Genomic DNA, 13,613 nt, shown 5'->3' with positions numbered 1-13,613 from the left:
GAGGGGAGCCGGCATCAGTGGGGTGGCGGTGCTCAGTCCAGGTGCAGCCGCCGGGCCAGGTCGGAGTTGAACAGTCCGTTCGGGTCGACCTTGCGCCGGACGGTGAGGAAGTCGTCCAGGCGGGGGTACATCTGTCGGAAGGTACCGGCCGAGAGCCGGGAGTCCTTGGCCAGATAGACCCGTCCGCCGGCGGCGACAACGAGCTCGTCCAAGGTGTTGCACAGGGTCTCCAGGCCGTCCTCGATCGGCAGGTCGACCGTCAGCGTCCAGCCCGGCATCGGGAAGGACAGCGGCGCCAGGTTCGACGGGCCGAACCGTTTCAGCACGTTCAGACACGACACGTGCCCGGAGCGGACGATCAGCTCGAAACAGGTCTTGAACGTCTCGTGCTCGGCGAACGGCACCACGAACTGGTATTGCAGGAACCCGTGCGGCCCATAGACCCGGTTCCACTCGGCCACGATGTCCAGGGGATGGAAGAACTGGGTGATGTTCTGCAGCTCGTCCATCCGGTGCCGTGGTGCCTTGTGGAACCAGGCCGCACTGAACGCCTTGGCGGTGGCCCGGTTCACCATCTTGTTGGGGAAGATCTCCGGGATGGTGCCGAACGACGGGGCCACGAACCGCAGCGGGTCGCGCCGGGTCTTGAAGTCGAGATCGGCCAGCTTCGCCTTGTTGCCGCGGGTGAGGACGCCCCGGCCGAGGTGCTTGCCCCGGCTGACGGCGTCGAACCAGGCCACCGAGTAGGTGTAGCGGTCGTCGCCGCTGCTCATCTGCGCCATCAGGTCGTCGAGATCACTGCACTGGTCGGTGTCGACCAGGAAGTACGCCGTCTCGGTGCGCTGCACCGCGATGGTGGCGCCGAGCACCACCCCGGTCAGTCCCATCCCACCGATGGTGGCCCAGAACACCGACGGGTCCTCGTCGTCGGGGGAGAGCGTGCGCACCTCGCCGTCGGCGCAGAGCAGGTCCAGGGAGCGTACGTGGTTGCCGAAGCTGCCCTGGGTGTGGTGGTTCTTGCCGTGGACGTCGGCAGCGATGGCTCCACCCACGGTGACCTGGCGGGTCCCCGGCAGCACCGGGACCCACAGCCGGAACGGCAGCAGCGCCCGCATCAACGTGTCGAGGCTGACGCCGGCCTGGACCTGGACCGTCGGGACCTCGGCCTCGGCGTCGACGTGCAGGATGCGGTTCAGCTTGGTCAGGTCGAGCGCCGTGCCTCCCGCGTTCTGGGCCGCATCGCCGTAGCTGCGGCCGAGACCGCGGGCGACGACGCCCCGTCCGTTGGACTCCGCGTGGCGCAGCGCCGACACCGCGCCCTCGATCGACTCGATGCTGCTCAGGTGCGCGCTGGTGGAGGACGCCCGGCCCCAGCCGTGCAGCGGCACCATCGGCTGCTGCTCGGGCAGCGAGGGCAGGATCGTCGACTTCTCCTCGGGGAAGTCGCTCATCCGAAGACCGCGATCGAGATCAACACGAGCCAGACCAATCCAATCCCTTGCAGCACATGGTCGTGAAGGACGACGTCCTCCGGTTCGCCGGCCTCACCAGCATCCACCTTCAGCGCGTACTGCAACAACCCGAGGGTGAACGGCGCGATCGACAGCGCCGTCCAGGGGATGCCGTAGACCGCGTCGCCGCGGTTCTCGAAGGCCCACAGCCCGTACGACATGACGACGGTGGCAGCGGCCAGCATCCACACGAACCGCAGGTAGGACTGGGAGTAGTGCTCCAGCGAGCGTCGGGTGCCCGCCTCGACCCCGATGGCCTTGTGCTCGGAGTAGCGCTTGCCGGCCACCATGAACAGCGATCCGAACGACGCGACCAGCAAGAACCACTGGCTCAGCGGGATGTCGGTGGCGACGCCGCCCGCGACGGCGCGGAGCAGGAAGCCGCTGGCCACGATCGCCAGGTCGATCACCGGCTGGTGCTTGAGCAGGATCGAGTAGACGACCTGGATCACCACGTAGACGACCAAGGTGATGCCCAGGCCGGTGGACGTCCAGAAGGCGAGGGCGAACCCGAGTACGCCGACGATGGCGGCGAGCACCAGCGCCGCGGCCGGCGAGATCTCCCCGCTGGCGACGGGTCGGTGCCGTTTGCGGGGGTGCAGTCGGTCCTCGACCACGTCGCGGACGTCGTTGAGCAGATAGACGCCGGCGCTGATCAGACAGAAGGCCAGAAACGCCAGGCCGGCGTCGAGCAACACCCCACGTTCGAACAGCCGCCCAGCCGCCAGTGGCGCCGTCAGTACCAAGACGTTCTTCACCCACTGCCGGGGACGCATCGCGCGCACGGCGGCGGGAAGGCGGCTGGGCCGTACGGCGACCTGCGTGTTCTCAGTCATGACGCCCCGAGATTATCCGGCGACGGCGACCGCGGCCGAATTGCGGCACCGGACACGCCCCCGACACAGACCCGGCGTCGAGTCGCGGCCGGGCACAGTATTTTGGTCCGCGTGCCCGCAGCCCGCTCCAGTCCTGTCCGCGACCAGCGGCCTCCGGTCCGCACCGTCGGGTCCGGCCGGGCCGCCGTGGTGGCCGTGATGGTCCTGCTCCTGGTCGTCGCCGCGGCCTGCAGCACCAGCGGTGCACAGGTGCGACCGAGCGCGTCCGGGCCGGTCAGCCCGGGTCCGGTGCGGGTGACGATCCCGCCCACCGGTGTCACGCTGGGCGAGCTCGGCCTCCGCTACGGCCCCAGCGGCGCCTTCTCCCTGCCGCGCACCGCCCGGATCGCCACCCGGGTGGACCAGCCCAGCAACGTCACGCTGGTCCTCACCCGGCCACCGGCCGCCGAGGTGGCCGACTATCTGCGCCAGGCACTCCCGGCTGCCGGGTTCACCGTCACCGCTGACGACCCCGCCGGTGCCAGCCTCACCTTCGCCGGCCACGGCTGGCGCGGCAGCTTCACCGGCGATGCCGCAGCTGCTGTCACCCTGCGACCGGTCGGCTGAGGCCGCGCGATGCTGGTCACCAGTCGTGCCCTGATCGAGCGGTCCCGGCTGCTCGGACCCGCCTTCGTCGCCGCGGTCGCGTACGTCGACCCGGGCAACGTCGCCACCAACACCTCAGCCGGTGCGACGTACGGCTATCTGCTGCTCTGGGTGCTGGTCGGCGCCACCTTGATGGCCGGACTGGTGCAGTACCTGTCGGCCAAGGTGGGCTGGCTGACCGGGTCGTCGCTCCCGGCGCTGGTGGGGCAGCGGAACTCCCGACGCGCCCGGCTGGCCTACTGGGTGCAAGCCGAGCTGGTGGCGGTGGCCACCGACCTGGCCGAGATCGTCGGCGGCGCGGTGGCCCTGCAGCTGCTGTTCGACCTCCCGGTCCTGGTCGGCGCGCTGGTCACCACCGTGGTCTCCACCGCGCTGTTGGTGGTCCAGGACCGGCGCGGTCAACGGGCGTTCGAGCGGGTCATCACAGGCATGCTCGCCATCGTCACCGTGGGCTTCCTGGCCGGGCTGGTGGTCTCGCCGCCCGACCCGGCCGGTGCCGTGGCCGGCCTCGTGCCCCGGCTGGCCGGTGCCGACTCGGCGCTGCTGGCGGTGGGGATGCTCGGTGCCACCGTGATGCCGCACGCGGTGTATCTGCACTCCGCCCTGGTCCGCGACCGGCACGGCCGCGCCGACCCGAGCTGTGCCGCCGGCACCTTGCGGACCATCCGGCTGGACGTCATCTTGGCCATGGTGGTGGCCGGCACGGTCAACGTCGGCATGCTGCTGCTGGCCGCCAGCACCTTCTTCGGGCTGACGGTGGACACCCTCGAAGGTGCTCACGCGGCGCTGGCCGACGCGATCGGGCCGGTGGTCGCCACGTTGTTCGCCCTCGGTCTGCTGGCCTCCGGGCTGGCGTCGACCTCGGTCGGCGGCTACGCCGGGGCGGTGATCATGGACGGGCTGCTCGAGCGCCGGATCCCGCTGGCCTGGCGCCGCATCCTCACCGCGGTGCCGGCCCTGGTGCTGCTGGGTCTGGGGCTGGACCCGACCCGGCTGCTGATCTTGTCGCAGGTGGTGTTGTCCTTCGGCATCCCGTTCGCGCTGGTGCCGCTGGTCCGGATCGCCCGGGACGCCTCGCTGATGCGGCTGGCGCCGACCCGGCTCGCCACCGTGGTCACCGCCTGGGTGGTGGTGGCCATCGTGGTAGCACTCAACGCTGCACTGGTCGTGCTGACCGTGGCCGAGGCCGTGGGCTGATCAAGCTCGGGAAACGCCACGTCGGGAAACGCGACGTCGGGAGACGCGAGGGCGGCCGGCTCAGTCGGCCGGCCGGCGCCAGAGGTCGGGCCAGGGAATGCCGAGACCGGCCAGCATGGTCCGCAGCAGCGGCAGGCTGATCCCCACCACGTTGTGGGGGTCGCCGTCGATCCGGGTGACGAACGGACCACCGAGACCGTCGATGGTGAAGCCGCCGGCCACTTGCAGCGGCTCGCCGGTGGCGACGTAGGCGTCGATCTCGTCGTCGCTGAGGTCGGCGAACTCGACGGCGGTTGCGGCGCCGGCATTGGTGGCGACCCCCGGACCGCCCGTCGGGCCGCTCGACACGATGATGTGGTGACCGGTGTGCAGCACGCCGCTTCGACCACGCATCTGCCGCCACCGCTGCCGGGCCACCTCGGCCGACTCCGGTTTGCCGTACACCCCGCCGTCGAGCTCGAGCACCGAGTCACAGCCGATCACCACCGTCCGGCCGGGAGCGGCGTCGAGCCGGTCAGCGACCGCCTCGGCCTTGAGCTGCGCCAACCGGGCGGCCAGTGCCGCCGCAGTCGGTGCGCCGACCACGCTCTCGTCGACGCCGGAGACCAAGGGCTGCGGGTGGAGGCCGGCGCTGCGCAGCGTCGCCAGGCGGGCCGGGGAGGCGGAGGCGAGGATGAGTCGCAGGTCGTCCATGGCGGTCAGATCCGCGCCAGGGCGCGGCGCAGCGGGTCCAGCCCGAGGCTGCCCAGGTTCAAGGCGTCGGTGTGGAACTGTCGCAGGTCGAAGTCCGCGCCCTGGCGGGCCCGGGCCTCATCGCGCGCCTCCAGCCAGATCCGCTCACCGACCTTGTAGGACGGCGCCTGACCGGGCCAGCCGAGATAGCGGTCCAGCTCGAAGCGCAGGGTCGGCTCGTCGGTCGAGCAGTTGGCAACCAGGAACTCGAATCCCAGCGAGGGGGTCCAGTACTCACCGGGATGGAAGCCCCAGGCGTTGGGGGCCGGGATCTGCAGCTGCAGGTGCATGCCGATGTCGATGATCACCCGGACGGCGCGGAAGGCGTGGGCGTCCAGCATCCCCATCATGGTGCCCGGGTCGTCGAGATAGCCCAGGTCGGCCATCAGCCGCTCGGCATACAGCGCCCAGCCCTCACCGTGACCGGAGACGAAGCTCATCTGGCGCTGCCAGCGGTTCAGCAGGTCCTTGCGGTACGCGTTCTGGGCCACCTGCAGGTGGTGACCCGGGACGCCCTCGTGGTAGACGGTGGTGACCTCCTTCCAGGTGGAGAAGGACTCGATGCCGTCGGGCACCGCCCACCACATCCGCCCGGGCCGGGAGAAGTCCTCGGCGGGACCGGTGTAGTAGATGGCTCCGTCATGGGTCGGCGCCAGACAGCACTCGATGGCTCGGATCGGGTCCGGAATGTCGAAATGGGTGTCGGCGAGGTCGGCGACGGCCTGGTCGGCCAGCTGCTGCATCCACCGCTGGAAGGCGTCCGCGCCGGTGATCCGGCGGGCCGGATCGGCGTCGAGGGCGGCGTACGCCTCGGCGATGTGATCGCTGCCGACGAGCTGGCGGGCGATCAGCCGCTGCTGCTGCTGGATCCGACCCAGCTCCTCCCAGCCCCACTGGTAGGTCTCCTGCAGATCGATGGTGGCACCGAGGAAGTCGCGGGAGTCCAGGGCATAGCGCTCCACGCCGACCGCATCCAGGGTGGGCGCCGCCGGTGCGAGGTCCTCGGCCAGGAACCGGCCGAAGTCGGTGAACGCCTGCCGTGCGCGGTCGGCGGCGTGGCGTACCTCGGTGCGCAGGGTCTGCGGCATGGCCTCGGGGATCCGGGCGACCAGACCGTCGAAGAAGTCATCGCTGCCGGTCTCACCGGTCCAGGAACGGATCTGATCCACGGTGCCGTTGATCTGGCGGACGGCGGAGATGTTGCCGGCGTTGGCCTCGGTGGTCAAGGTCTGCCGGGTCTGCTGCAGCGGTACGTCGACGGTGGACAGCCGGGTGGCGATGGCGTGCCAGGCCGCCTCGGTGTCGGTCGGCATCAGGTCGAAGATGGAACGGATCTCCTGGGCGCCGCCGGCCAGCACGCTGACCCGGCTGGTCGTCGTGTGGGCCTCGTACAGCTCCACCTCCAGGCCGAGGCGCTCCAGCATGGCCTCTTTGGCCGTGTGCTCCCGGTCGTCCACCGGATTGGCCCCGTTCAGGGCCGCGATGGTGTGGCGTACGTGGTCGATCCGGTCCGCGTGCCCGTCGACTGAGTAGTCGCTCCAGCGGTGGTCCGAGCCCGGCACCCCCAGATAGGTCGCGAGCTCGGGATAACGGGAGGTGCACTCCGTCACATACGCATCGGCGATGTCGTCCACGGGCCGGCGGTCGCCCGGCTGGTCAGCCCTGCTCTGGTCGCTCACCCGCCTCAGACTAGTGCCCACGTTCGGGCTCCGGCAGCGCCTCCTCGGCTGCCGGCAGCTGCTGCGGCGACCGGCTGCCCCGTCGGGTGACGGCCACCCCACTGAGGCAGATCACGCCGCCGAGGATCCCGACCCAGCCCGGGGTCTCGCCCAGCAGCAACCAGGACACGACGATGGTCACCGCGGGCACCAGATAGGTGGTCGCACTGGTTCGGCCGGCGTCCATCCTCGACAACGCGTAGGCCCAGGTGGTGAACGCGACGGAGGTGGGAAAGACGCCGAGATAGACCAGGCCCAGCACCGCGGATGTCGGGGCCGCCGCCAGGTCGGCGACCAGGGTCGGGGTGAAGCCGAGGCAGGCGACCATGCCGACCAGACAGCCCAGCCAGGTCGCGCTCAGCGGACCGACGGTGCGCAGGGCCACCTTCTGCGCCACCACCCCCGCGGCGTAGAGCAGCGCCGCGGCGAAGCAGAGGACCACACCGATCAGGTCGAACTGGGAGGTCGCCCGGCCGCCGAGGGTGATCACCACCACGCCACTGAAGGCGATCACCGAGCCGAGGATGAGGGTGCGCGGGAAGCCTTCCGACAGCAGCAGCCCGGCGAGGGCGGCGACCAGGATCGGGCCGACATTGACCAGCAGCGCCGCCGTGCCGGCGTCGAGGTGCCGCTCGGCGGCGTTCAGGGCGACGTTGTAGCCGGCGAACCACAGCAGTCCGTAGCCGAGAACCCACCACCACACGCGCCCACGGGGCAGCCGCACCCGACGGCTCAGGGCCACCGCGGTGAGGACGACACCGCCGATCAGCAGTCGGCCCAGGGCCAGTGATCCCGGGGAGAAGCTGGCGCCGACACTGCGGATACCGACGAAGGCCGAGGCCCACAGCAGCACCGTCACCCCCGCGGCCACCAGCGCCAGTGCGGTTCCTGGGGTGGTGGCGCTCGGGGTCGGGCCCGAGCCGCTCGAGCTGAGGTGCATGGCGGCGACGATAGGGCACCGCGCCGACAGCAGGAACCGGTTTTAGCGCGCGATCGGTCGCCCGGAGGCGGCCCAGGCACCGGGGCCCGGAGTCAGCGGCGCGCGGACACCACGCCAGTACGCTCCCCAGCCGGTGCGGGGCGGCGCCGGCGTCTCGACGACGGGGGCGCCGGCTGTCGAGAGGACCGCGACCAGAGCGGCGACCTCCTCGTCGGTCGGGCTGCCCTTGACCACCGAGAACAGCGGCGAGACTGGCTCGGCGGCGCTCACAGCGGCATGTTCCCGTGCTTCTTGGGCGGCAGCGTCTCGCGCTTGGTGCGCAGCAGCCGCAGCACCCGGGTGATCTCCAGCCGGGTCTCGTGCGGGCTGATCACGGCGTCGACATAGCCACGCTCGGCGGCGATGTAGGGGTTGGCCAGCTCGTCGTCGTACTCGGTGATCAGTTCGGCCCGGCGAGACTCCGGGTCCTCGGCAGTGGCCAGCTCCCGGCGGTGCAGGATGTTGACAGCTCCCTGCGCCCCCATCACCGCGATCTGGGCGGTCGGCCAGGCGAGGTTGATGTCGGCACCGAGGTGCTTGGAGCCCATCACGTCGTACGCGCCGCCGTACGCCTTGCGGGTGATCACCGTCACCAGCGGCACGGTGGCCTCGGCGTAGGCATAGATCAGCTTGGCCCCGCGGCGGATGATGCCGTTCCACTCCTGGTCGGTGCCGGGCAGGAAGCCGGGCACATCGACGAAGGTGAGCACCGGCACGTTGAACGCGTCGCAGGTCCGCACGAAGCGGGCGGCCTTCTCGGACGCGTCGATGTCGAGGCAGCCGGCGAAGTGCAGCGGCTGGTTGGCCACCACCCCCACGCTGCGACCCTGGACCCGGCCGAAGCCGACCAGGATGTTGGGGGCGAACAGCTCCTGCACCTCACAGAACTCGCCGTCGTCGAGCACCCGGGACAGCACCTCGTGCATGTCGTAGGGCTGGTTGGGGGAGTCGGGGATGAGCAGGTCCAGCTCACGGTCGGAGTCGTTGATCTCGGCGTCGACCTCGACGTCGAACGCCGGCGGCTCGTCCAGGTTGTTCTGCGGCAGATAGGACACCAGGGCCTTGACGTAGTCGATGGCGTCCTGCTCGTCGCTGGCCAGGTAGTGGGCGTTGCCGGAGCGGGTGTTGTGGGTACGCCCGCCACCGAGCTCCTCCATGGTGACGTCCTCGCCGGTGACGGTCTTGATCACGTCGGGTCCGGTGATGAACATTTGTGAGGTCTGGTCGACCATCACGACGAAGTCGGTCAGGGCGGGGGAGTAGACGTGCCCGCCGGCTGCGGCGCCCATGATCAACGAGATCTGCGGGATGACCCCGGAGGCGTGGGTGTTGCGGCGGAAGATCTCGCCGTAGAGCCCGAGGGAGACCACGCCTTCCTGGATCCGCGCGCCGCCGCCCTCGTTCAGACCGATCAGCGGGCAGCCCGTCTTCAGAGCGAAGTCGATGATCTTGACGATCTTCTCGCCGTAGACCTGACCGAGGCTGCCGCCGAAGACGGTCACATCCTGGCTGAACACACAGACTGGGCGGTCGTCGATGGTGCCGAAGCCGGTCACCACCCCGTCCCCGTACGGTCGCCGCTTCTCCATCCCGAACGAGGTCGAGCGGTGCCGCGCGAACTCGTCCAGCTCGGTGAAGGAGCCGGGGTCGAGCAGCATCTCGATCCGCTCACGGGCTGTCTTCTTGCCCTTGGCGTGCTGCTTCTCGACCGCGGCGGCGGAACCGGCGTGGACCGCTTCGTCGATGCGCCGATCGAGATCGGCCAGCTTGCCGGCGGTGGTGTGGATGTCGGGGCCCATAGCTGAGCACCCTAGTTGGCCGCCCGCGTCGCCGCCTACTCGACGGACATCGGACCGGGTGCACGCATCGACGCCGGTAGGGTGCAGACGATGGCCCGTACCGATGCACCGCAACCCGCCTCCGACCGCGAGCCGGAGCTCGAAGCCGACCCGCTGGACGTTGACCGGTTGCGCGCGGACCTGGTGGTGCCGGGGTCGTACTGGAACCGGCTCGACGTGGTCGCGCAGACCGGGTCCACCAATGCCGACCTGGTGGCCCGCGCTCGCGCCGGCGAGCCCGCGGGCGCGGTGCTGGTCACCGACTTCCAGTCCGCGGGCCGCGGTCGACTCGGTCGGACCTGGACCGCGCCGCCGGGAACGGCCATCACCATGTCGGTGCTGGTGCGACCGGACGACGTGGTGACCTCTCGGTGGACCTGGCTGCCGCTGCTGACGGGTCTGGCCGTGGTGGAGGGCCTGCGCCGGGTCGCCGAGGTGCCTGCCGTGCTCAAGTGGCCCAACGACGTCCTGGTCGACGGCCGCAAGCTGTGCGGGATCCTCGCCGAGCGGGTCGAGACCCCCACCGGCCCGGCCTGCGTGATCGGCATGGGGCTCAACGTGCACCTGCGGCGCGACCAGCTGCCGGTGCCCACCGCCACCTCGCTGGGCCTGGTCACCCCGGACCGGATACCGCACCGCGACACCGTGATCGTCACCGTGCTGCGGGCGTTCGAGCTGCTCTTCGACCACTGGCGCGCCAACGAGGACGACGCAGCGTTCGCCGCCGCGTACGTGGATCGCTGCGACACCATCGACCGCCGGGTTCGGGTGATGTTGCCCTCCGACGTGGTGGTGGAGGGCACCGCAGAGGCCATCGACCGGGACGGTCGGCTGGTGGTGCTGACCGACACCGGTCGTCAGACCTTCGGCGCCGGAGACGTCGTCCACCTGCGCTGACTGCGATCTTCGCTCCACCGGCCGGCTGGGTGTCATGTGTCAGCATGGCTGCATGGGCTTCCCCAGCAAGTGGCTCGGCGCCGACGAGCACGTGGTGCTGCACCTACGCACCCACGGCAAGGCGCTGGTGCTGCCCGCTCTCGGTCTGATCGCCGCTGGCGGGCTCACCGGCGTCGGTGCCGCGCTGGTCCCGACCGACTACCGTCCAGCCGGCCAGTACGCCGTCGCCCTGCTCGGTACGGTGCTGGCCGTGTGGTGGGCGGTCATCCCGTTCCTGCGCTGGCGGACCACGACATACACGGTCACCGACCGCCGCATCATCACCAGGACGGGCATCCTGAGCCGCACCGGCAAGGATCTGCCGTTGATGCGGATCAACGACGTGTCTTATGACCGGAGCCTGACCGACCGGATGCTCGGTTGCGGCACGTTGAACCTCCAGACCGCCTCCGACGGTGGACCTGTGGTGCTCCACGACGTGCCCGAGGTGGAGGCGGTGCACGTCGCGGTGACCGAGCTGCTGTTCGGCCGTGACCGGGCCGCCGCGGAGCCGGCGCCGACTGGGCCCGACCTCGATGCCACGACCCAGCTGGGCACGGGCTGGCCGGTGCCGCATGCGCTCGAGAGCCGCGACGGCCGGGCCGCCCGACCAGAAGCGACCACCACCCAGCTCGATCTGATCGGCCCGCAGCAGACCGCACCGACCGGGCACCGGGCGGATCGCCGGGAGCGGGGCCGGCGGCGGTGAGCGTTCGGGTCGAGCTCCGCGCGGACGGGGTCACCGCGATCGTGATGGACCGGCCGGACGCGCGAAACGCGCTGTCCACCTCCCAGGCTGAGGAGCTGACCGAGGCCTGTGCCACCGTGGCGGCCGAGGCCACGACCCGGGCCGTGGTGCTGTGCAGCGCCGACGACCGGGCGTTCTGCGTCGGGGCCGACCTCGTGGAGCGCGCCGGCTTCACCGACGACGAGCTGGGGGCGCAGCGGCCGGTGTTCCGCGCCGCCTTCCGGGCGGTGCGGGAGCTGCCGGTGCCGGCGATCGCCGCGGTGGAGGGGTTCGCGCTGGGCGGTGGCTGCGAGCTCGCGCTGTCCTGCGACCTGATCGTGGCCGGCGGCGGGGCGGTCTTCGGGCTGCCGGAGGTCGGGCTGGGCTTGGTGCCCGGTGGCGGCGGGACCCAGCTGCTGGCGCGCCGGATCGGGCTCAACCGGGCCGCGGACCTGGTGCTGACCGGACGCCGGGTCGACGCCGCGGAGGCGTATCGGCTGGGCCTGGCCGACCGGCTGGTGCCGGTCGGGTCGGCGATCGCCGTCGCCGAGGAGCTGGCCACCGCGATCGCCGGTCGCTCCCCGGTGGCGGTGCGGCACGCCCGGGTTGCCCTCCGGGCGGGTTACGACATGTCGCTGGCCGAGGGTCTGGCCGTTGAGGACGAGGCGTGGGCCGCGGTGGCGTTCTCCGCCGACCGGGTGGAGGGGATCGCCGCGTTCACCGAGAAGCGGGCGCCCCGGTGGCCGGGCCGTCCGGAGCCGACCCGGTGAACACGAACCGGCGATAGGACCAGAACCGGAACAGGGTGCCCAGTCCCAGGCCGATGACATTGCCGGACACGTTGTCGGCCAGCGGTGACGTCAGCCCCAGCAGATAGTGGCTGACGGCCAGGCACAGTGCGCCGATGCCGATGGCGATCGCGTTGAGCAGCACGAACACCGGCAGCTCGCGTGACACCTTGCCCTTGACCTGGTGCCGGTAGGTCCAGTGCCGGTTGCCGAGATAGGTGACGACGGTGGCCAGCCCGATGGCCAGCACCTGCGCGGTGATCGGCTTCGACTCCAGCACCCCGACGTAGCCCGGCCCGGCGTAGCGCAGCAGGTTGAACGCGACGATCTGGACCGCGACACCGCTGAGCCCGACGATCCCGAACCGGATCGCCTCTGGTCCCAGGTGACGTACCCGGTCGAGAAGACCGGGTCGGGAGGGGGGATCGGCTGGCATGGCAGCGCCCACAGTACCGGCCGGAGCCGGTTGCACCCGCGAGGACAACCGTGCCGTCCTCGCTCACTCGGCCCGCTGCGTGCCTATCCTCAGCAGGGACGAGGACCGGACTGACGGGAGACGACATGGCGACACGGACTGCTCCGCGACGGCTCTTGACCGCGTTGGCGCTGGTGTTGGGTCTGGTCGCGGCGGGCGCCGCCGCCGGTTGTGCGGGTGACCCCACCGGCCGGGCCCAACAGTTCGTCGACGAGCACTTCGCCGGCCAGCTGAGCGTTGTCACGGCGCGCAGTGACGTCGGTGGGCCGGTGCCGGTGCGGGTCACGGCGGCGACCTTTCGCCTGGTCGATGATCCCGAAGCCGGTTTCACCGTGGGACGACTGGACGTGGACGGCGTCGCCGCGGCCATCGACCAGGCCCGATGGCTGATGACAGAGCTGCGTGCGATCGAGGCAGCGATGGACGAGCTTCCCGTCGCGGTCCTGGGAATCGCTCAGCGAGCGGAGGCGCGCTCCCGGCTGAGCGTCTCCCTCGGCGTCGACCTGACCGGGCCTACGGCCGGCTCGGTGCTGCCGCAGCTGGACGCCGCGGTCAACGCCTGGCTCGCCTCCCGCGGCCGGCCGCCGTTCGAGCTGCTCTCCGCCACGATCGAGTGGGTGCCGCTGTCGGTGGTGCCGCGGTCGGGCGCCGACGGCCTGCCCGGGCCCGCCGACCCTCAGATCCCGCGCCTGGTCCGGCTGACCGACAGCGACCGGTGGGCCGAGCTCGAACGCCGGCGGACCCATTCGGCTTATCTGCCCGCCGACGCGGACAAGACCGCGGCGCCGATCAGGTCGGTGCTGGTGCCGACGATGAGCGACGCTCAGGCGCAGCGCTTCGACGAGGCTGTGCGCCGCGGCGCCACCGCATGGCTCGCCCGCCAAGACGCCAACGACCTGGTGGTGGGGGAGGTCCAGCGGGAGTGGTCGTTCTTCGACGACCCCGGACTGCAGCGGCTGCGCAGCTATCTGCTGGCCTGCGACGCCCCGCCCGCACCCTGCGACCCGCGGACGGCGGTCAAGGTGATCGGACTCTCGGTCGACCTCGCGGATCTGTCGACAGCAGACCACGCTCTGTTGGAGCCGACGCGGACGTCGTCCGGTGGCATCGAACGACCGGAACCGGAGCGCCGGCCTCGTTGATCAAGATCAACCCCAGGTGACCGGCGTGGCCCAAGGGGCCTCCCTGTCGAGTCGGTCGGACGTACCGAGATAGTTGCTCTCACGAGCCG

Annotated in this window: 14 protein-coding genes; 6 read left to right on the top strand and 8 right to left on the bottom strand. The window is 70.9% G+C overall.

All coding sequences use genetic code 11. The features are described from left to right. Positions 1-32: 32 nt before the first annotated feature. A complete protein-coding gene (gene dprE1 / locus AC1XX3_RS02275; RefSeq protein ID WP_483319451.1) occupies positions 33-1,451 on the bottom strand; it encodes a decaprenylphosphoryl-beta-D-ribose oxidase in 1,419 nt (472 codons plus the stop codon). Continuing rightward, on the bottom strand, positions 1,448-2,347 hold the full coding sequence (locus AC1XX3_RS02270) for a decaprenyl-phosphate phosphoribosyltransferase (protein WP_483319450.1): 900 nt from the start codon (positions 2,345-2,347) through the stop codon (positions 1,448-1,450). Before AC1XX3_RS02270 ends, dprE1 begins: the two co-directional genes overlap by 4 nt. A 111-nt stretch (positions 2,348-2,458) precedes the next feature. Here AC1XX3_RS02270 and AC1XX3_RS02265 point away from each other — a divergent pair, with 111 nt between their 5' ends. Together AC1XX3_RS02265 and AC1XX3_RS02260 are read left to right on the top strand one after the other, a co-directional pair. After that, entirely contained in the window at positions 2,459-2,953 is a 495-nt protein-coding gene (locus AC1XX3_RS02265) for a hypothetical protein (protein WP_483319449.1), read from the top strand. A 9-nt stretch (positions 2,954-2,962) separates the two neighbouring features. Then, the gene (locus tag AC1XX3_RS02260; RefSeq protein ID WP_483319448.1) at positions 2,963-4,189 is read left to right on the top strand and encodes an Nramp family divalent metal transporter; all 1,227 of its coding nucleotides are present in this window, start codon (positions 2,963-2,965) and stop codon (positions 4,187-4,189) included. Between the two features lie 60 nt (positions 4,190-4,249). Here AC1XX3_RS02260 and AC1XX3_RS02255 read toward each other — a convergent pair whose 3' ends face one another. The 5 genes from AC1XX3_RS02255 to AC1XX3_RS02235 are packed head-to-tail and all read right to left on the bottom strand — an operon-like array spanning position 4,250 to position 9,417. After that, entirely contained in the window at positions 4,250-4,882 is a 633-nt protein-coding gene (locus AC1XX3_RS02255; RefSeq protein WP_483319447.1) for a Maf family protein, read from the bottom strand. Positions 4,883-4,887: 5 nt separating this feature from the next. Then, positions 4,888-6,600, bottom strand: coding sequence for a DUF885 domain-containing protein (locus AC1XX3_RS02250; protein ID WP_483319446.1), 1,713 nt, complete (start codon positions 6,598-6,600; stop codon positions 4,888-4,890). Between the two features lie 10 nt (positions 6,601-6,610). After that, positions 6,611-7,579 (bottom strand): DMT family transporter, encoded by a 969-nt coding sequence (locus AC1XX3_RS02245; protein ID WP_483319445.1) that lies wholly within the window; start codon positions 7,577-7,579, stop codon positions 6,611-6,613. Positions 7,580-7,621: 42 nt separating this feature from the next. Then, entirely contained in the window at positions 7,622-7,849 is a 228-nt protein-coding gene (locus AC1XX3_RS02240) for an acyl-CoA carboxylase subunit epsilon (protein ID WP_483319444.1), read from the bottom strand. Then, positions 7,846-9,417 (bottom strand): acyl-CoA carboxylase subunit beta, encoded by a 1,572-nt coding sequence (locus AC1XX3_RS02235; protein WP_483319443.1) that lies wholly within the window; start codon positions 9,415-9,417, stop codon positions 7,846-7,848. The genes AC1XX3_RS02240 and AC1XX3_RS02235 overlap by 4 nt, the downstream gene beginning before the upstream one ends. A 90-nt stretch (positions 9,418-9,507) precedes the next feature. On the opposite strand from AC1XX3_RS02235, the gene AC1XX3_RS02230 reads away from it, so the two are divergent. From AC1XX3_RS02230 to AC1XX3_RS02220, 3 genes are read left to right on the top strand one after another with little or no spacing between them, the layout of a single operon-like run. After that, a complete protein-coding gene (locus AC1XX3_RS02230) occupies positions 9,508-10,353 on the top strand; it encodes a biotin--[acetyl-CoA-carboxylase] ligase (RefSeq protein WP_483319442.1) in 846 nt (281 codons plus the stop codon). Positions 10,354-10,405: 52 nt separating this feature from the next. Further along, positions 10,406-11,101: a PH domain-containing protein gene (locus AC1XX3_RS02225; protein WP_483319441.1), complete on the top strand. Its 696-nt coding sequence runs from the start codon at positions 10,406-10,408 to the stop codon at positions 11,099-11,101. After that, complete coding sequence (locus AC1XX3_RS02220) at positions 11,098-11,889, top strand: enoyl-CoA hydratase/isomerase family protein (RefSeq protein WP_483319440.1); 792 nt, start codon at positions 11,098-11,100, stop codon at positions 11,887-11,889. Before AC1XX3_RS02225 ends, AC1XX3_RS02220 begins: the two co-directional genes overlap by 4 nt. On the opposite strand, the gene AC1XX3_RS02215 is transcribed toward AC1XX3_RS02220, so the two are convergent. Further along, on the bottom strand, positions 11,837-12,343 hold the full coding sequence (locus AC1XX3_RS02215; protein ID WP_483319439.1) for a GtrA family protein: 507 nt from the start codon (positions 12,341-12,343) through the stop codon (positions 11,837-11,839). The two genes, AC1XX3_RS02220 and AC1XX3_RS02215, sit on opposite strands and share 53 nt — an antisense overlap. A 125-nt stretch (positions 12,344-12,468) precedes the next feature. Here AC1XX3_RS02215 and AC1XX3_RS02210 point away from each other — a divergent pair, with 125 nt between their 5' ends. Then, complete coding sequence (locus tag AC1XX3_RS02210) at positions 12,469-13,524, top strand: hypothetical protein (RefSeq protein ID WP_483319438.1); 1,056 nt, start codon at positions 12,469-12,471, stop codon at positions 13,522-13,524. Positions 13,525-13,613 lie beyond the last annotated feature (89 nt).

It is taken from the genome of Microlunatus sp. M237 (genome assembly GCF_056896895.1).
The sequence above is the reverse complement of the archived record's forward strand: the minus strand, read 5'-3'. Positions and strand labels throughout refer to the sequence as shown.